The organism is Enterovibrio calviensis DSM 14347 (genome assembly GCF_000621165.1).
Taxonomy (GTDB): Bacteria; Pseudomonadota; Gammaproteobacteria; order Enterobacterales; family Vibrionaceae; genus Enterovibrio; species Enterovibrio calviensis.
Map to the genome: position 1 here is coordinate 249,250 of NZ_JHZA01000009.1, position 19,696 is coordinate 268,945.

At 47.6% G+C, this 19,696-nt stretch carries 16 protein-coding genes; 13 read left to right on the plus strand and 3 right to left on the minus strand.

The window, feature by feature from the left end; translation table 11 throughout:
• Positions 1-104: 104 nt before the first annotated feature.
• Positions 105-2,057, minus strand: a complete 1,953-nt coding sequence (csrD, locus tag Q365_RS0109680; RefSeq protein WP_028023161.1) for an RNase E specificity factor CsrD — start codon at positions 2,055-2,057, stop codon at positions 105-107.
• A 191-nt stretch (positions 2,058-2,248) separates the two neighbouring features.
• Here csrD and Q365_RS0109685 point away from each other — a divergent pair, with 191 nt between their 5' ends.
• The gene (locus Q365_RS0109685; protein WP_028023162.1) at positions 2,249-3,127 is read left to right on the plus strand and encodes a LysR family transcriptional regulator; all 879 of its coding nucleotides are present in this window, start codon (positions 2,249-2,251) and stop codon (positions 3,125-3,127) included.
• A gap of 70 nt (positions 3,128-3,197) precedes the next feature.
• Here Q365_RS0109685 and Q365_RS0109690 read toward each other — a convergent pair whose 3' ends face one another.
• Both Q365_RS0109690 and Q365_RS0109695 read right to left on the minus strand, forming a co-directional pair.
• Positions 3,198-3,761, minus strand: a complete 564-nt coding sequence (locus Q365_RS0109690; protein ID WP_028023163.1) for a YbhB/YbcL family Raf kinase inhibitor-like protein — start codon at positions 3,759-3,761, stop codon at positions 3,198-3,200.
• 191 nt (positions 3,762-3,952) lie between these two features.
• Positions 3,953-4,480 carry a single-stranded DNA-binding protein gene (locus Q365_RS0109695; RefSeq protein ID WP_028023164.1) on the minus strand — a complete coding sequence of 176 codons (528 nt, stop codon included), beginning with the start codon at positions 4,478-4,480 and terminating at the stop codon, positions 3,953-3,955.
• Positions 4,481-4,880: 400 nt separating this feature from the next.
• On the opposite strand from Q365_RS0109695, the gene Q365_RS0109700 reads away from it, so the two are divergent.
• From Q365_RS0109700 to cysN, 12 genes are all read left to right on the plus strand, one after another.
• Positions 4,881-5,558, plus strand: coding sequence for a LuxR C-terminal-related transcriptional regulator (locus tag Q365_RS0109700; RefSeq protein ID WP_028023165.1), 678 nt, complete (start codon positions 4,881-4,883; stop codon positions 5,556-5,558).
• Positions 5,559-5,804: 246 nt separating this feature from the next.
• Complete coding sequence (locus Q365_RS0109705; protein ID WP_028023166.1) at positions 5,805-6,422, plus strand: calcium-binding protein; 618 nt, start codon at positions 5,805-5,807, stop codon at positions 6,420-6,422.
• Positions 6,423-6,709: 287 nt separating this feature from the next.
• A complete protein-coding gene (locus Q365_RS0109710; protein ID WP_028023167.1) occupies positions 6,710-7,327 on the plus strand; it encodes a calcium-binding protein in 618 nt (205 codons plus the stop codon).
• A 121-nt stretch (positions 7,328-7,448) separates the two neighbouring features.
• Positions 7,449-9,158, plus strand: coding sequence for a type I secretion system permease/ATPase (locus tag Q365_RS0109715; protein ID WP_028023168.1), 1,710 nt, complete (start codon positions 7,449-7,451; stop codon positions 9,156-9,158).
• The gene (locus Q365_RS0109720) at positions 9,158-10,447 is read left to right on the plus strand and encodes an HlyD family type I secretion periplasmic adaptor subunit (RefSeq protein WP_028023169.1); all 1,290 of its coding nucleotides are present in this window, start codon (positions 9,158-9,160) and stop codon (positions 10,445-10,447) included. The genes Q365_RS0109715 and Q365_RS0109720 overlap by 1 nt, the downstream gene beginning before the upstream one ends.
• Positions 10,448-10,873: 426 nt before the next feature.
• Positions 10,874-12,271, plus strand: a complete 1,398-nt coding sequence (locus Q365_RS0109730; RefSeq protein WP_028023171.1) for an undecaprenyl-phosphate glucose phosphotransferase — start codon at positions 10,874-10,876, stop codon at positions 12,269-12,271.
• A gap of 9 nt (positions 12,272-12,280) precedes the next feature.
• Entirely contained in the window at positions 12,281-13,489 is a 1,209-nt protein-coding gene (locus tag Q365_RS0109735) for an outer membrane beta-barrel protein (RefSeq protein WP_028023172.1), read from the plus strand.
• Positions 13,486-14,004 (plus strand): polysaccharide biosynthesis/export family protein, encoded by a 519-nt coding sequence (locus tag Q365_RS0109740; RefSeq protein WP_028023173.1) that lies wholly within the window; start codon positions 13,486-13,488, stop codon positions 14,002-14,004. Before Q365_RS0109735 ends, Q365_RS0109740 begins: the two co-directional genes overlap by 4 nt.
• Before the next feature lie 33 nt (positions 14,005-14,037).
• Complete coding sequence (locus Q365_RS0109745; RefSeq protein WP_028023174.1) at positions 14,038-16,263, plus strand: GumC family protein; 2,226 nt, start codon at positions 14,038-14,040, stop codon at positions 16,261-16,263.
• 31 nt (positions 16,264-16,294) lie between these two features.
• Positions 16,295-17,266, plus strand: a complete 972-nt coding sequence (locus Q365_RS0109750) for a DHH family phosphoesterase (RefSeq protein ID WP_028023175.1) — start codon at positions 16,295-16,297, stop codon at positions 17,264-17,266.
• A gap of 13 nt (positions 17,267-17,279) precedes the next feature.
• Entirely contained in the window at positions 17,280-18,197 is a 918-nt protein-coding gene (cysD, locus tag Q365_RS0109755) for a sulfate adenylyltransferase subunit CysD (RefSeq protein WP_028023176.1), read from the plus strand.
• Between the two features lie 51 nt (positions 18,198-18,248).
• Positions 18,249-19,658 (plus strand): sulfate adenylyltransferase subunit CysN, encoded by a 1,410-nt coding sequence (gene cysN / locus Q365_RS0109760; RefSeq protein WP_028023177.1) that lies wholly within the window; start codon positions 18,249-18,251, stop codon positions 19,656-19,658.
• Positions 19,659-19,696 lie beyond the last annotated feature (38 nt).

Sequence of the window (19,696 nt, forward strand, 5' to 3'; positions counted from 1 at the left end):
TTTGGCATACAGTATACTCTATCAAAATTCCCGCCAAAAAATAAGTACGCAGGCGACAATTTCATGACGCAATTGAGTGCTTTATAAACACTGCGCGACTTAGATCATTTTTTGCGCCAGCGCTGGCGTTTTAACGTGGCGGGGCTTGAAGATAGCTCCGCGCCGAGGAAACGACCTTGACCGCCTTGAACGCCAAGTTGCAGTAAGACATTCCACTCATGTTCAGACTCTACCCCCACGGCTAACACCTCTGTCGATGTCGGCTCACAGGCACCAAGCATACTGCGAACATAAAGCTGATTTTCAGGGCGTTGATGAATATCTCGAATCAGGCTTCTATGAAGCTTAATGTACTTAGGTTGAATGTCTTTGACGTAGTGGGTACTCACCACAGAGCGCCCCGCCTGATCGACCACCAAGGCGCAGCCCAATGCTCGTATCATTCGCAAGGTCGGACGCACCGCATCAAAGTGTTGTACCAATGGGCCTTCAGACACTTCAAATTGCATACGATTAAGCACACTACGAGGCGTCTGCAATAGCACGTCTCGCAGCCACGTTTGAAAAGCGCGCTGACGCAAAGACTCTGCACATATGTTCAATGACAGTATTTCTCGACCATCACCGTTGCGTAATTGATGAAGCGTTTTGGTGACAACATTGCGATCAAGCGTGATGTTCATCCCCACCAATTCAATACCGTTTAAGAAACGTGACGCTTTAATGATGAGTCCATTTTCATCTTTTATTCGCGCCAACAATTCGGTGTGTAATAACTCACCACTGCTGTCTTTGACGCCTTGTCGATACAACTCTGGCCCGCCATTTTCGAACACTCGGCTAAGTAAGGTTCTCCAACGCACACTGCCTCGTGCGTCGTCCGCAGCCACGTCTTTCTTAAACGCATGCCAACCATTACTTCCTTGCAGCACAGCACTTCGCTTGGCCATATCGACCTCTTCCATCAAGCGCCCACGACGCTCTCCAGTGCTGAAAAAAGTCATGCCCATGTGCGCCCAATTGTCTTCTTCTAAAGACTCAGGGGGCGACAAACGCGCCAGTGCTTTCATCAATTGATTGGCAAAAAGACGGGCGTCTTTTGCTGATTGGTGCGTCAACAATAGCGCGAACTCTGTGTCGTAGTAACGCGCTAAAACGGCATCAGGAAAACGTTGGATAGCATTCGATAATACGTTACCCACTTCTTTAACCCACTCATCAGCTCCTGATTTACCGGCCTCTTGAGTTAATGTTTCCCAGTCTCCAATGCGTAACATCAGCACAGCACCTTGCGCCCCTTTGTCTTGCAGCAAAGTTTGCAGGCGGTTATCAAACATCACGCGGTTCGCCGCGCCAGTGAGCTTATCTAAGAAAGTATTGGTGCGAATGAAAGTGTCAAAACGGCTGCGTTCTTGACGCGCATCTCGAAGCTCAATCAGCATTTGGTCGAGCGCAATACTTGCGGTAGACGGCCATTCTCTATCATCGCCAGTTTGAACGTCTTCTGCTCGCCCCGCTAAGATCAACCGCCCTCGGTGCTCAAGGAGTTCCGCTCCCAGCAACTGTGTCCTTAACCATTTTATCCCCCAAGACAGCGCCAATACGATAATAAGCACCGCGAGAGATAACGAAGACATTGCGCCAATGGAGTAGGCAAAGTCAGCATAAGGCGGCACAGAACGGATTTTAATGTAGAAGCCGGGGTTGCTTGGCAAGTCATAGTGGTTTTCTATCAATTCTAGCGGCTTAACAGCCGTTTGAACTTGCTCATAACGATAGAGCATTCCCGTTTTACTGGTGATTTCCAGTTCAACAACATCACTGGCTTTTAACAGTTGTGGTAACCATAAACCGATATTTTCGTTCGATGTGGGATTCGCAATGGCCTGATCAATTTCGACCACCACTTTGCTTAGGTAATGAGAAAGAAAATCCGTACCCAGTTTACGGAAACTGACTGCCCCGCCAATAAACAAGACGAACATGGCACAGACCACAATTAGCGTAACGAAAGCGACTAACCGATTGGTTAGCTTCATCCCTGCAACTTTTCTCATTCAATACCCAACTCAAGGAGTGTGCCGTTCAGTGTTCAGCATGTTAAAAACGTATACCCAAGTCCCCGAAAAAGACGGCCAATTCAGGTTACTTGGGTATAGCGCTTTTTTACGCCGCGTAATTAGTTATTATCGTGCTTCACGGAACGAAAGTGAACGCAAACTCGATACTCAACCAAAAGAATCAAGAGATGGATTGGATAACCTGCGCAAAAAGCTACATTACCGTTGTCGACATGGGTTCATTGGCGCAAGCCGCCACTAAGCTCAACACCTCAAGTTCTGCGCTATCTAAGCGTTTAGCTTGGTTAGAAAACCAATTGGGTGTGCAGCTACTAAAACGGACGACTCGTAACCTCACGATGACGGATGCTGGACGCTTGTTTTACCAACGCGGAAAGTTGTTACTCGACGACTGGACACAGTTGGTCTCTGAAACAACGTCGACATATGGCGAAGTCAGCGGTGTCTTACGCATTGGCGCGCCGCTGGCCACAGGGAGCCGATTGCTGGTTAACAATATCGGGGAGTTTCTTGCGGCTTACCCCAACATACAGGTAGAGCTTCACACGCTGGCACCCGGGCAATTACCTGATCCTCACTTGGATATTGTTATTACGCGCGAACTGGCTGACTTTAATTCCGCCAGCTTTATCGCAACGAAACTGTTTGATTTTCAGCCTCGATTTTTTGCCTCTCCCACTTACCTTGCTCAGCATCCGCCGATAATCGAACCCGAACAACTACTGCAACACAACTGCTTGCTTTATGGCTCGACGAGTCATCCTCAAGAGCATGAGTTTGAACACGGCCGACGCTTACTGTTGACTGGTAACTTTGTTTCGCCAAATCCCGAAGCGCTGGTGAACGCCGCAGTGGCTGGATTAGGCATTATTTTGGTTGGGGATGTGACCATCAGAAAAGAGCTGGATCAGGGACTACTTGTTCCCGTCTTATCTGATGTGCGTCAGCCCAAAAGCCCCGCTTACGCGTACTATCCGAAGCTCGAATACAACCACACAAAGACGCGTTTGTTTATTGATTTCATCAAACAAAAAGTCGTGCATTGATAACGCGCAAGGCCACAACCATATTGCTCTACGTGATAGAGCGAGGCTATTTACTGAGTATGATTACCCGCTACTTACGGGCATTGGTGGGCGCAATCAACTGCGCTTCCCCTAATCGGTGCTGAAGAATGTAATACCCCGCCAACGCTGGAGATCCATTGACGGGAACACCAAGGTTTTTAACATCGAGTGCATACACGGTGATTTGATAATTGTGAGGCGATGCTTTCGGAGGAGGACAAGCGCCACCAAATCCGTGAAATCCAAAATCATTACTCTGCATTTGCGCGCCGGCTGGCAATAACTTGCCGTTCTCGTTTCCCGCATCCAGTGGCAATTGATGAACATCTGCCGGGATGTTGATCATCACCCAATGCCACCAGCCACTCCCTGTCGGTGCATCAGGGTCGTACATGGTCACTGCAAAGCTTTTTGTTCCTGTAGGGATATCTGTCCACTGCAATGCGGGAGATAGGTTATCTCCCTGACAATCCCACTGATTGAATATCTGTTGTGTTTTTAGTGTCTCGCCTTCAACAATTTGAGGGCTGACCAATGTCATGGCTGACGCACTCATCGAAAGCCACGTAAGCGATAGCACGACACTTAGGCTATTCCGTATCACGTGATTCATATCAATACTCCGGTTTAGGAAAATAAAGCAACCGAAGTATTGTTGTGATGCCTAAGAGCGCGCGACTCATTCTTGATATTCATTTCATTTAGCCTATGTCTTAACAAACTCAAACGCTAGAAACGAAAAACCCCGCAAAGGCGGGGTTTTTGAGTCGGTTTGACTGACACTTTTTTCGTTTGACGTAACCCTCAGAACGGAATGTCGTCGTCGAAGTCAGGCATATCGTTGTACTGTTGCGGCGCTTGCTGTTGAGGCGGTTGCTGCGGTGCCTTCTGAGCAGGTTGCTGCTGATAAGCAGGCTGCTGAGGTTGACCCCAGTTGCCTTGCTGTGGATTTTGTTGAGCAGGTTGACCCTGACCACCCATACCACCGCCAGCACGGCTATCTAGCATTTGCATTTCATTCGCAACGATTTCAGTCGTGTAGCGATCTTGGCCATCTTGCCCCTGCCATTTGCGTGTTTGCAAACGACCTTCCAAGTACACTTTTGACCCTTTCTTCAGGTATTCACCAGCGATTTCAGCCAAACGACGGTACATCACCACACGGTGCCACTCTGTCATTTCTTTGTTTTCACCAGTGTTCTTGTCACGCCACGTTTCTGAGGTCGCAACAGTCAAATTGGCAACCGCACCGCCATTTGGCAGATAGCGAACTTCAGGATCGTTGCCCAAGTTGCCAATCAAAATTACTTTGTTTACACCACGGCTGGCCATATTTTGCTCCCAAACCTTCTTCATTGCGTTATCAGTTTCTTTGCGGCAATACGCGCAAAGACGATATTTAGACCGCGATGATAACAGAAGCCTGAGCATTGTTCACAGGCTTTCAATTGAAACTTAGAACACCGCATTGCTTGTATCGCAACATGATGAAAACCTCGCAATATTGTTGAAACAGGCCAGACAGAAATCAGCGATATCAACCAATTTGTATTAGACTTACAAAGAGCTTGCGAGAGTCGCCGTTGCCAACGCTTCGTTAGTAAGTTCAAAAAATGATACGAATGGCTTTCTGATTGCGCTTTAGAATGCTGCGGAAAACATGGTTAATTTGTTACTGTCATCATGTTAAACAAAAGCGCAATATCTTCATCAAAAGCATTTAGGGATACACATGCAAACCATTGAGACCACCTCTGATAAATACACGATTCTTCTCGTTTCGGAGCCAAGCATGACGATCACTGCGTTGATTTCATGCTTGGAGAAAGAAATTAAAAGTAGTGTGTCTTTAGTCGAGAAGCAGGGGATCAGTGAAGATCTAGCAACCTCATCAGGACTGGTCTTGATCGACTTGAGTGCTTTTGAAGGCGACACCGTCAATTTCGTAAAGCAAAGTCTCTCTCCATTTAGCGAGCAGCATGTTTTTGCGCTTTTCAACGCACATGACTTATCTGCAAAAGAGCTGGCCAGTTGGCCGTTTATTAAAGGGGTGTTTAGAAAAGAAGATGATCTTGAGCACCTTTGCCATGGTATCGAAAAAATGCTCTCAGGCGAGTATTGGTTACCAAGGCAGAAACTGGCGGAATTGATTCACTACTATCAGCAGAACAATAGCAACACGATTGACTACTCTGAAATCTGCTTAACCAATCGTGAACAGCAGATACTGCGTAAGTTGGTTACTGGCGCGTCAAACAGCGAAATTGCAGATGGCCTGTTTGTATCGGAACATACAGTCAAATCGCACTTATATAATATTTTCAAAAAGATAAATGTCAAAAACCGTGTTCAAGCTGTTTTTTGGGCCAAAAACAACCTCTCTGTCATCGGCCTTGATTACCAAGGCTGAGACAATACGCAATGACCAGTCCGTTTACATTCCCTCGTGTTAATTCATAAACGAGACGATATCCCTTTTATTTTCACTTCATAATGTTATGCGCAAAAACGTCGCAAGCCGTTCCTAATTATTACTCATAAATGCTTGCTTCGTTGCAGTTTGCTCAGGTGCGTTACTGCAAGTTCAGTGTCGATGTACGCATCCCATCTATTCGTTTTAAGACTTAGGTATATTCAATAATAGAGGGTTAGCATTATGGCTAATGTTTTTGGTACTGACTTTATAGATACACTATACGGTTCAAATGATGGCGAAATAATCGTCAGTTACCGTGATGATGACGCTATCGTCGGCTTTGGCGGCGATGACTTTGTTTGGGGTGGTCGTGGCGACGACAGAATCACCGGCGGTGCTGGTAACGATCGCGTTGCTGGTGGTGAAGGTGATGATCGTGTCGCTGGCGGCAGTGGTGATGACATCCTGTTAGGTGGTAAAGGCAACGATGTCGTCTTAGGCGGCACAGGCAATGACAAGTTGTATGCCGTGTCAGGCAATGACACGCTATTTGGTGGGTCTGGTGACGACTGGCTAACGAGCGGCAGTGGCAACGACTTCATGTTTGGCGGGTCTGGTGCTGATACATTCCGATTCGATAACATTCTGGGCAACCAAACAGGCAATGATCGTATCGTTGACTTTGAAGTGGGTATTGACTCGATCTTTATCAGAGCAACGGGTGATACCGATTTCGATTCACTGTCTCTCACTCAAGTCGGAAGCAATACCTTAGTGGATTTGGCTGACGGCTCAAGCTTCATCCTAAACGGCATTACAGCCACTGATCTTACTGCTGACGATTTCCACATCGTTTAAAGCGATTGCTTTAACAAAGCTCCCTTAACACAGATCCTATAGCAAAGACCCATAGGCAATAAGCGCTCAGCTTGTTGCCTATTTAATTCCCCCATTAACATCACCTCCCCCTTTAGAGTCTGCGCGTTATTTCATGTCATCGCTCACTAGTGAGACACCCTTTTTATGTCAACTCAGTCAAAGTGTTATCCGCCGAGCTTTGTCAGCTTAACGATGACAGTTATCAAGACAAACAACGGCAACTCTCAGAAGAAAGAGTTCACAACACTAAATATAAGGAAGTTGTAATGACGGACATTAATGGATCTATAGGCTCTGATGTATTGGATGGAACCAACAACGAAGATCTTATCTTCGGCTTAGATGGTGACGATCGCATCATCGGTTTTGGCGGTGATGACACAATCTTTGGCGGCAAAGGTGACGATTTCATCATTGGCGGTAAAGGTAACGATGTTGTCAGAGGCGGAAGCGGCGATGACCTCATCCGCGGCGGAAGCGGTGAAGACATGCTTTACGGCGGTGTCGGCAATGACTATATCCTCGGCGGCACGGGCAACGACACGATTGCAGGAAACTCAGGTTCCAACAAACTTTACGGCGGAGCTGGTGATGACACGTTGATCAGTGGCACTGGTGATGACTTTTTGTTTGGGGGGAGCGGTGCAGACACGTTCATGTTCGACAATATCCTCGGCAACCAAACTGGCGACGACCGCATCGTAGACTTTGAAGCGGGTATCGACACGATATTCATTCGTGCAACGGGAGATACTGATTTTGCTTCTCTTGCACTGACTCAAGTTGGAAATAACACGGTAATTGATCTTGCCGATGGTTCAAGCGTCATTTTGAACAATGTTTCTACTGGAGATCTCTCTGCTGACGACTTTCATATCGTCTAACGTAACCAAGCTATACTCAAGGCAATCAGCGTATGAACTGATTGCCTTTTTTAAGGATCATTTGTGTCGTTGCTTGGTTGCTGTATCAACAACCCAATGATCCAACGTCAATGGATAAGACATGTCACTTTCTACAGAAAAACAACTTCAAACGACCATCGAGCAATGTAAGAAAGCGCTGCTGTTTGTGATTGCATTCAGCTTTATCATCAACATATTAGTGTTGAGTGTACCGCTCTACATGCTTCAAATTTACGATCGTGTCATTAGTTCTCGCTCCATTGATACGCTAGTTCTACTTACCGCTATCACAATCTTCGCGCTGCTCACCATGGCAATATTGGAGAATGTGCGTACCCGTATCATGGTAAGAATTGGGGCATGGTTTGACCAAAGCTTATCGCCGGAAATACTCAGTGGCAGCATCGCTTTGCAACTACGACAGGGGCTATCAGCTTCCGTGCAAAGCTTAAGAGACATTGCCGCGATTCGAGCATTTATTGGCGGTAATGCGGTGATTCCAGCGTTGGATGCGCCATGGACACCTGTTTTTCTTGGGTTCATATTCCTGCTCCACCCCATACTTGGCATCATCGCAACAGCAGGCGCGATTGTCCTATTTTGTATTGCCATTCTTAACGATGCAATGACCAGAAAAGCGCACAAAACAGCCAACGAGTCGGCGATCTTAGCCATGCAGCAAGCCGAGTCGGCGGCAAGAAATGCTGACGCCATTGAAGCGATGGGCATCATGCCTAATTTCATTCGAAATTGGTCTGAATTGAACAACAAAAGCGTTGATAGCCAAGTCACAGCAAACTCAAAAGGCGCCCTCCTTACCGCGACTTCAAAATTTATAAGAATGTTGCTGCAAATCGCGATGCTAGGAGTGGGGGCATGGCTGGTGATTGAAGGAGAGCTAACAGCGGGGGCCATGATTGCTGGCTCAATCCTCATGGCGAGAGCACTTGCACCTGTCGAGCAGTCAATCAGTGCATGGGGAACGGCGATTTCAGCAAGACAAAGCTACCAGCGCCTAAAAGAACAAATACCCGCGTTTCCAGAACGCGCAAAATCTATGCCCTTACCAAAACCTCAAGGAACTCTATCCGTAGAGAAGGTTACCTACTTTCACCCAGGGCAACCTGAGCCCGTGTTGCATGGCATCACATTCAAAATTAACGCCGGTGAAGCCTTAGGCATCATTGGTCCATCAGGCACAGGCAAATCAACGCTCGCACGGTTGATGCTTGGAAACCTAACCGCGAACGCTGGAACAATACGCTTGGACAATATGGATGTCGCGAAGTGGGACCCTGATGACTTAGGCCCTCACTGTGGCTATTTACCCCAAGATGTTGAGCTGTTCCCGGGCACCATCAGACAAAATATCGCTCGAATGTCCGAAGGCGAGCCTGAACTCGTCATCCAAGCCGCGAAACTGGCCGGTTGTCATGAGCTCATTCTGCGCCAACGACAAGGCTACGACACAGTCGTGGGTGAACGAGGTTTAGGCCTTTCTGGCGGCGAACGCCAGCGCGTTGCGCTCGCCCGCGCACTATATGGCGACCCCAGCCTCGTAATCCTTGATGAGGCAAACGCCAATCTAGACGGCGTCGGAGAGGTCGCGCTACAACGCGCTATCGCCTACTTAAAAACCCGTAAGGCGACCGTTATTTTGGTAGGACATAGACCCAGCATGATGCAATCCATGGACAAATTACTCGTACTGCAAGACAGTCAGGTTCGAGCATTCGGTGAGCGCGATGAAGTGCTTAAGCCTTTGCTAGAACAAAGCGCCGCGCTCTCATCTAAGGGAGGGCAAAAATAATGGCTATTCCCGCTATTCGACAGCTTGCCTTATTTGGCTTTGGTGTCATCGCCGTGTTTTTTGGCACATTCGGCGTTTGGGCTGTATTCAGCCCACTAGAAGGTGCTTCTATTGCTCCTGGCATTGTGACCGTAGACAGCCAACGCAAAACGGTTCAACACCTTGAAGGCGGTATCATCGACAAAATCGTGGTGACCGAAGGGGCGAATGTAAAGAAAGGTGAAACACTTATCCTGCTTGATAACACACAAGCTAACGGTCAACTGGAGCAATACAATAGCCGTCAACGTAATGCCCTAGCACGGGAAGCGCGTTTGATCGCCGAGCGAGATAACCTTGATTCAATTACCTTTCCCGAGCAGTTAGCGTCCAACACACAGGATTCACGTGTAGAAGAAATTCTGACAAACCAACGACGAATCTTCAAAGCGCGGAATGATTTTTATGCCTCCCAACAAGAAGTCATCAAAACACAATTAGCACAAAATCAAGCTGAGCTAGATGGTCAAAAAAAGCGTCTTGAGATAGAAAAACGCCGCTTGTCGATCATTGGTGAAGAAATTGATGGTAATCGCCAGTTGGCAGAAAAAGGATATGTGAGTAAAACGCAGGTATTGCGCTTAGAGCGTGAAGAAAGTCAGATCCTAAGCACCATCAGCCAACTGCAGTCTAACGCCAGTCGCCTGGCCCAGAATGTCGCAGAGAGCCAAGCTCAAATTAAAGAACAAGAGTTGGAACGAATCAAAGAAGTGGTCGAGCAGCTAAGAGAAACTCGACAAGAACGTTACGAACTCGATGAGCAAGTCGCATCAGCAAAAGACATCCTCAACCGAACCAAAATTGTCGCGCCACTGTCGGGGACAGTGCTAAATCTGCAAGTGTTCTCTGAGGAAGGTGTCATATCGCCCGGTCAGCCATTGCTCGATATTGTTCCGAATAACGAAAGCCTTGTTATTGAAGCCAGAGTCGACCCTTCTGACATTGATCAGGTTAGAGCTGGGATGAAAGCGCAAATCCGCCTCACTGCGTTAAGCATGCGCAGCATTAAGCCTCTAGACGGCGAACTACTTACCATTTCAGCGGATAGATTGGTCGATGAGCAATCCGGCTTAGCCTATTACCTTGCCAGAGTAGAGCTCATCGACAATGTCACAGAGCTACTAAATGGCATTGCGTTATATCCTGGCATGCAGGCGGAGGTGATGTTACTCACCGAGCCCCGTACTCCCATCGAATATTTGGCCAAACCACTTACCGAAAGCTTAAATCGCGCATTTCGTGAAGAGTGATCAGCACAGTCACCTCTAATTCTTAAGTCGCACTTATGGATTAGAGGTGGCTAAACGACGATTAACAAAGAATGAGTCCCCTTGTAGAAATCTTTGGGCTCGGCTTCTGCATTCACACGTAATACGAAAAAAAACGTGAAGCAAATCACTTTTAAGAACCCATACTTGGCACTAGTTTGCAAGACTTTCGATGCATGATTTTCTAGCGACATTAAGGTTGCAAGAAAAAATCCGACAAACTTCATCTTCTTTCTTTGCTCGCGGACTGCTCTACTTACCTCATATTACTAAAGTAACGCGCCCTATGGAGGCGAACCATTTTTTCGAGAAGCTAGCAAGCTTGGATAGCGTAGTTTACTTTTAATAGTAAGAAACAAAAAAGTGATCCCTCGATTGAGATCACAAAAAAATATGAGCTCTAATTTTATGGACAGCAGAAAAATTCGCACACACGGAACCGAATCCGCGATCATTTATAGACTTTGCGATCTTGCGGTCATCGGCGGTTCACTGGTTTTAGCAAGCCTCTTATATTTAGGAGCAATTAGCGATGACAGCTTATTGCTCGCCACACTGATATCAATTTGCTATTTGTTATTTGCTGAAAGTTCACACCTCTATCGTTCCTGGCGTATTAGTAACTTCCAAGGCCAAGTGGCAGCAACTCTGATCCCATGGTGCGGTGCTTGCCTAGCTTTGGTTGCGTACTTTTTCTTCACTCAGCGCGGCATTGAATTTTCTCGCGTCGTCATGACAATGTGGTTTGTATTTGGCGCTATTGGGCTTGTTCTTTGGCGCTTCCTCGCGCGCATTGCGCTCAGTAAACTCCGTAATCGTGGTATCAATACACGTTGTGCGGCGATTATCGGTACCACCGCAAACGGAATTGAACTTGCTCAAGAATTTCAGCGCAACCAAGCTCTGGGCATTAAGCTTGTTGGCTTCTATGAAGACAGGGGTGTTGACCGAATTGAAGGGGGCTTACCCGCCCCAATGCTGGGTAAAGTGAATGAGGCATTGGAGCAAGCTAAGCAAGGTAAGCTTCAACATGTGTATATTGCCATGCCAATGCATGCCAAAGATCGTATTGCACGCTACCTTCACCAATTTGCTGACACCACAGCTACCACGTATTTGGTACCTGATTTTTTCACCTACAACCTATTACACAGTCGCTGGCAGACGATAGGGCATGTTCATACCCTTAGCGTGCATGACACCCCGTTTAGCGGTTTTTCAGCGTGGTCGAAGCGCCTTGAAGACATCATTTTGTCATTCCTCATTCTGATCATGATCTCTCCGGTGCTTGTGGTTATTGCTATCGGAGTGAAGCTCTCATCTCCTGGCCCCATTATCTTTAAGCAACATCGATATGGTCTCGACGGCCGCAAAATTAACGTCTGGAAGTTTCGCTCCATGTCGACCACAGACAATGGTGATGTTGTCAAACAGGCAACAAAGAACGACCCTCGCGTCACTCGTTTTGGCGCTTTCATTCGCCGAACATCTTTGGATGAGCTCCCCCAATTCTTCAACGTGCTAAGAGGATCGATGTCGATCGTTGGCCCTCGCCCTCATGCCGTCGCACACAATGAACAATACAGGGACATCGTTGATCGCTACATGCTGCGACACAAAGTGAAGCCAGGCATTACTGGCTGGGCACAAATCAACGGTTACCGCGGAGAAACAGACACGCTCGATAAAATGGAAAAGCGCGTTCAATTCGATCTGGAGTACATCCAAAACTGGTCACTATGGATGGATATTAAGATTGTTATTGCAACGGTATTCAAAGGCTTTATTGGCAAAACTGCTTACTAGGAGTGGGGCGTGATTCGCAGTCATTTATGGATTAGTGCTGGGTTGTTTTTTCCACTGTCAGCGGCAGCGGTTGAACCTTTGGCGTATCAAACAGAGAACGGCATAGACATTCTGCCTACACTAAAAGTGAGTGCGGGCAATAATGATAATGTTCGCCGCACAACCGATGACACCGTGAGTTCACCCGAGAGTGTTATTTCGCCAAAAGTGACTGCGGTATTGAAAAAAAATCGCTCTGCGTATCAATTTGATTATGGTTTCGACGCCGTCAACTACAGCAATAGCAGTGATGACAACTACATCGATCATCAATTACATGGGCAGGGTTTCTTTGTATTCGATGTTCGCAACCGGCTCTTAATTGATTATCTCTACAACATCACCAATGAGCCTCGGGGGACGGGGATCACCGAAGGGTTCAGCCTCTCCGTTGATGAGCCTACTCGCTTTCAACGTCATAATTTGAAGGCTCGCTATACCTACGGTGCAGCAGGCACGAAGGGACGATTGGCTGGGGTTGCAGGCTATGAAAGTAAAGAATATGACGATGTCACATATATCCGAAATGGTCTCACTCAAGAAAGCCGTTATTTTAATTGGAATCAGCCTTACCTGAGCAGTGAGTTTTACTACGCTGTATCAAATTATTTCTATGCCGTTGCCGTCGCAAGCCTAAAAGACCGCAATTATGAGTACATAGAGCCATTCTCTGGCATCACACGAGATAGCTTAGATTCAGCACTGTACGGCGGCTTGGAGTGGGATATTACAGGGAAAACTCAGGGCAAACTGCTCGTCGGTGTGCAAAACAAGGACTTCGAAGCGTCACAGCGTGAAGACTTCCAAGGGTTCATTTGGCGAGCCAATATGAGTTGGGCTCCGACGGATTACAGCACCTTCGGGCTTGAAGGCCGTGATTACGCGAGAGATCCAAACATTAATGCTGACTATGTAAAAGATCGTTCAATACAACTGGATTGGGAACACAAATGGACACCTCGATTCAAGTCAATTGCTAGCGCGCGTTACGGCACCAACGAGTACCCGCTCGGCGTGCGCAAAGATGACGATACGTTATACGAAATCACGGTTGTTTATAGCCTTAAACGTTGGTGGGATATTTCTGTAGGCGCGAGCAGATTTGAACGTGACTCTAGCTTGGTCGGTTATAGCTATGAGCAAACAAGACTATTTATTGGCATGGAGGTAAGTCTGTGATTCATCGATTTTTGTTGCTTATTGCGCTATTTCTGCCTTTCGCAAGTGGCGCAACAACAGAACAATATGTGCTGGATGATGGGGATTACATCTCGATTAATGTGTATGGGGAAGAGGATCTTTCCATGCAGATTTTGCTCAGCACGCGAGGACGTTTTGACTATCCCTATTTGGGACGCCTAGAAGCGGCAGGGAAGTCTGTCAGTCAGTTACAACGCATTATTGAAAGCGGACTCAGAGGGGACTACTTAATTGACCCCAAAGTAACCGTAAACGTCGTTAAATTTCGCAAATTTTATGTCAATGGTGAAGTGCACCACCCAGGGGGATATGACTATCAACCGGGTCTGACTATTGGTAAAGCCATTGCCATTGCTGGCGGTTTTACTGATAGAGCTTCACGGGATGATATTCAAAAGACAGAAGCCAAAAATGGAAGCACTCAAAAAAACGTTGGCCTGTCACAAGCTGTTGGACCCGGCGACATCATCGTGGTCGACCAGAGCTTTTTTTAGTTAGCGCTGCGGGAATAAAAGGAAGTAATCAGCATGAAACTTATCGAGCCTAACCCGGCTAGTGGACAAGCACGCCTAGACCTTAGACGTTACTTCAATGTCATCGGTCGCTATTGGATTCCAATTGGCGTATTTGTCACGGTTTTTACCCTCGTTGCAACACTGCTTATCCTCTCTATTACGCCAAAATACAGAGCGACTGCAACGCTGCTGATTGAATCTCAAGCAAGCAAAACCATCTCCATTGAAGAAGTGTATGCGCTAGATACGACGAAAAAAGAGTACTACCAAACCCAGTTTGAAATCCTCAAATCTGACTCTTTGTCGGAAAAAGTTATCGACGAGTTGGGTATTGCGCAGATCTATGAGTTTAACAGCTCAGTCGGTCAACCCTCTGGGCGCGATAGGCTGCTGACATTGCTCCATAACATTGAATTCTTGCAGTCATTTTTGCCCAAACCAACGCCACTGACAGCAACTGTCGATAGCAACACGGTTAACCAAGCGGTGTTGAGGAAATTCAAATCTCACCTCACCATTGAGCCCATTCGCAACACACAAATGGTCAGAGTGCACTTTGATTCGGTTAATCCAGAGCTTGCAACACGCGTGGCAAATGCATTGGGCCAAGCCTATATCGAGTCCAACTTAGAAGCGCGGTTAGTAGCCACGCAAACCGCCGCAGGGTGGATCACAGACAGACTTGGCGAGCTGAAAGCCAATCTTGATATTTCAGAGGCTGCCCTCACGCAGTATTTGAAAGATGAAGGATTAATTGAACTCAATAACATTAACGAACTTGCAGGAACAGAGCTCACGAGCCTGACCATCAGAGTGGCTGAAGCCAAAGAAAGGCGCGTAGCCGCAGAGAGCTTATACTCGCTCATGCAAGGAAGTGGTGCGGGTTCCGCCGCCTTGTTATCCGTTCCAGAGATATCGAATCACCCGCAAGTGCGGGACGTCAAAAATGCAGAAATTGATGCTGAGCGAAATGTCTCTGAGCTTTCAAAGCGCTACGGTGAAAAGCATGACAAGATGATTCAAGCACGTGCTCGCCTAAGTGCCGTGCGCAATCGTGCTAACTCCGTGATCGGTGAATTGGCCCGAGGCATTGAAAAAGAACTCACCAATGCGCGTAAGCAAGAGGCGTCACTGATTGCCGCGCTTGATGGCAAGAAAAAAGACTATCAAAACATCAGTTCAAAACGCTCCCAGTACGAATCACTCAAGCTCGATGTCGATTCAAGTCGCCAACTGTATGATCTATTCCTCAGCCGACAGAAAGAAACCACAGCAACCAGTGACTTCGAATCGGTCATCGCACGCTTCATCGACAAAGCTAAAACTTCACAAGATCCGTTTCGCCCTCAAACCAGCAAATTAATTGCGATCAGCATCGCATTCGCTTTGTTGCTCGGAATTGTTGGCGCGCTTTTAGCGGATGCTTACCGCAATACCATTGAAAAGCCCGATGATGTTGAGGAGAAGCTGGGATTGCAGCATTTAGGTTTTATTCCCCAAGTGAAGGTGAAGCGTTTTAAGAATGCGCCATTAGACCACACGTTATATCTAGACCCCGACGCAACACAGTTCAGTGAATCAGTCAGGACGATACGCACTTCCGTGCTACTCACACTGACAAACAGTAAGCGAAAAGTGCTGTCTGTAACCTCGTCTCTCCCTTCTGAGGGAAAAACGACGGTAGCACTTAACCTCGCTCAGTCACTGGCAAAAATGGAGCGTACCCTGCTCATTGATTGTGACCTTCGAATGCCAGCCGTAGGGCAGCGTTATGGTTTGCCTCGCAACCAAACAGGTTTGACCAATGCGTTAGTGATGGGAACTCCCGTGAATGAGTGTATCTACCATGATGACCACTCTTCTTTGGATATCTTGCCAGCAGGATTGCTACCACCTAACCCGCAAGAGCTTTTAGGCTCACAGAAGTTTGCCGCGCTACTCTCTGAACTAAAGCAAAGCTACGACCGAATCATTCTCGACACGCCGCCAGTGAGCGTAGTGAGTGACAGTTTGATCCTCGGACGCTTGGCTGGCGGCATGATGCTTGTCGTCAAAGCGGAATCGACCACAGAGAAGCAAATCAACGATGCGGTTGCCCAGATGCTACGTCATGACATTACCATTGACGGTGTGGTATTAAACCAAGTCTCAAGTAAATTTTCAGATGCAAAATATAAGCTGCATTACGAATATTACAACGCAAACAAACAAAGCGATAAAGCACTTGAAGCCAGCTAGAGCCTCAGTGCCAAAAGGACACACAATAAAAATGAAAACGAGTTTTGATGTATTTAACGGCGATGCCGACGGGATCTGCGCCCTGCTCCAACTTCGATTGGCTACACCCAAAGACAGTGTGCTTATCACAGGTGTAAAACGAGACATTACCTTGCTCAAGCAAGTTGATCCTGCCATCGCCCAAGATGTCACTGTGCTAGATGTGGCGATGGGAAAAAACCGTGCAGCCTTGGATAACTTATTATCACAGGGTGTGCGTGTGTTTTACGCCGACCATCACAACCCTGATGAGATCCCTGAGCACAATGCATTAACCACACACATCAATACGGCAGCTAACACCTGTACAAGCCTTATCGTCGATAAATTACTCGACGGACGATACCGTGAGTGGGCGCTCGTTGGCGCGTATGGTGACAATTTGTTTGCGGTGGCAGATACCCTAGCAAACAAGGCTGGCCTGTGTGAGCAAGACAAGCTAACACTGAAACAATTTGGCACTTACCTTAACTACAATGGTTATGGTTCTTCCCTCGCCGATTTACTGTTCTCTCCGGCAGAAATTTACAAACTGATGGCGCCCTATCCTTCACCGTTGAATTTCATCACCGAACGACCGGACGTTTACGCCACCCTTGAAAGTGGCTTTATGAGCGACAGTGAGCAGGCCACCTCCATCGCCCCCTACTCAGAGCAAGCGGGCTCTCGCGTATACATGTTGCCGGATGAAGCGTGGGCGCGCCGCATCAGTGGTGTGTATTCCAATGATTTGGCGAACAGTGATCCTGATGTCGCCAATGCCGTGATCACCGCGAAAGCTGATGGTAACTACTTAGTCAGCATTCGAGCCCCTCTCAATAAACGCATGGGTGCAGATGAACTTGCCGCGGCATTCCCCACTGGTGGTGGAAGAAAAGCGGCCGCTGGCATCAATAATTTGCCCGCAGATTTACTTCCTGAATTCATCAAAGCGTTCCACCAGCACTATCCGCTGGCAACGTAAGAAAAGGACACTCATGGTGGACAAGATTTCCGTAAACCAAACCCATCTCAAGCAACTTGAAAATGAATCCATTCACATCATTCGTGAAGTGGCCGCCGAGTTCGATAATCCGGTGATGCTTTATTCCATCGGTAAAGATTCAGCGGTAATGCTGCACTTGGCATTGAAAGCATTTTATCCAGGTAAGCCACCTTTCCCCCTGCTCCATGTCGATACCACGTGGAAGTTTAAGGAAATGATTACCTTCCGTGATGCGTTCACCAAAAAGCACGGATTAGATTTGAAAGTTCACATCAACCAAGACGGTGTGGACATGAACATCAGCCCGTTCGAGCATGGCAGTGCGAAACACACTGACATCATGAAAACCCAAGGCTTAAAACAAGCGCTGAACCAATACGGTTTTGATGCTGCATTTGGCGGCGCTCGTCGTGATGAAGAAAAAAGCCGCGCGAAAGAACGTGTGTATTCGTTCCGCGACAAACACCACCGTTGGGATCCTAAAAACCAACGCCCAGAGTTGTGGGATACCTACAACGGCCGAGTGAACAAAGGCGAGAGCATCCGTGTATTCCCGCTTTCAAACTGGACCGAACTGGATATCTGGCAATACATCTATCTGGAAAACATCGAAATCGTTCCACTCTATTTCTCAGAGAAGCGCCCGGTGGTTGAACGTGACGGCACCTTGATCATGGTCGATGACGATCGTATGCCGCTTGAAGATGGCGAGAAGCCTGAAATGAAATCGGTTCGCTTCCGCACCTTGGGTTGCTACCCACTGACAGGAGCTGTTGAGTCTACCGCTGCAACACTCCCAGAAATCATTCAGGAAATGCTGTTAACCAAGACCTCTGAGCGTCAAGGGCGAGTGATCGACCACGATCAGGCAGGTTCAATGGAACAGAAAAAACGAGAAGGCTACTTCTAAAAGCCTCGGTACTTCTCAGATGGAATTTGCTATTCGCAATAAGGATGACTCATGAGCCACAGCTCTGAACTGATAGCCTCAGATATCGAAGCATATCTGCACCAGCATGAAAACAAAGACCTGCTGCGCCTATTAACGTGCGGCAGCGTCGATGACGGTAAATCAACCTTAATTGGCCGCCTTCTCTACGACACAAAATTGATCTTCGAAGATCACCTTTCCACATTACACAAAGACAACGCACGCGTCGGTAATGCCGGCGATGCACTCGACCTCGCATTGCTTGTCGACGGCCTGCAATCTGAGCGTGAGCAAGGCATTACCATTGATGTGGCTTATCGTTACTTCTCTACCGAGAAACGTAAGTTCATTATTGCTGACTGCCCAGGTCACGAGCAGTACACGCGCAACATGGCAACAGGTGCATCGAACTGCGAATTGGCCATTGTGATGGTCGACGCCCGTAAAGGCTTGCTGACGCAAACACGTCGTCACAGTTACATCGTCAGTAAACTCGGTATTCGCCATGTTGTTGTCGCTATCAACAAAATGGATCTCGTGAATTACGACGAGAAAGTCTACGAGTCGATCAAGGCTGATTACCAAGCCATGGCGTCACAGCTCGGCATCCAAGATGTTAGCTATGTGCCTTTGTCCGCACTGACGGGAGACAACGTTGTCAGTCAGAGCGAAAACATGCCTTGGTACTCCGGTGAGACACTGATGGGCATGCTCGAGGGCGTTGAAATTAGTCGCGACCAAAACCTCAATTTAATGCGCTTTCCTGTTCAATTCGTCAACCGTCCAGACGATGGTTTCCGCGGCTACTGCGGCACGCTCTCATCGGGCATTTTACGTCAAGGCGATGAAGTCGTTGCACTGCCCTCAGGGCAAAAGAGCACGGTTAGCGCTATCGTCACCTACGACGGTGAACTAGACGCTGTTGCCCCGAACAATGCCATCACCGTGACGCTTGCTGATGAGATTGATATTTCTCGCGGCGATATGCTGGTTCACGCCGATACCGCCCCCGTTTCAACTGACCGTGTCACTGCCAGCTTAGTCTGGATGTCGCAAGATGCGCTAAAAACACAGCATGATTATGACTTCAAATTTGCTAGCCATAACGTCACCGGACGGATCACTGACATCACGCATAAGATCGACATAAATAATTTCAATACGCTTGCGACCGACAAACTGGCGCTCAACGAAATTGGGGTTGCAGACATCCACCTCAACGCCCCCGTCGCGGTTGACCGCTACTCTGACATTCGTAAAACAGGCGCGTTTATCGTTATTGATCGGCTCAGTAACATCACGGTTGCCGCAGGCATGGTTGAAGACATTCATTCCGCGCTCGGCACGCAACAAAGCCGCACCTATACCGCAGCTGAAATTGCATTGAATCGCTACATTCGTGACCACTACCCAGAATGGGGCACCAAGTCTGTCGAGTAAGCGTCAGGGAAGGTACGCATGAATACAGTGACTTTGGA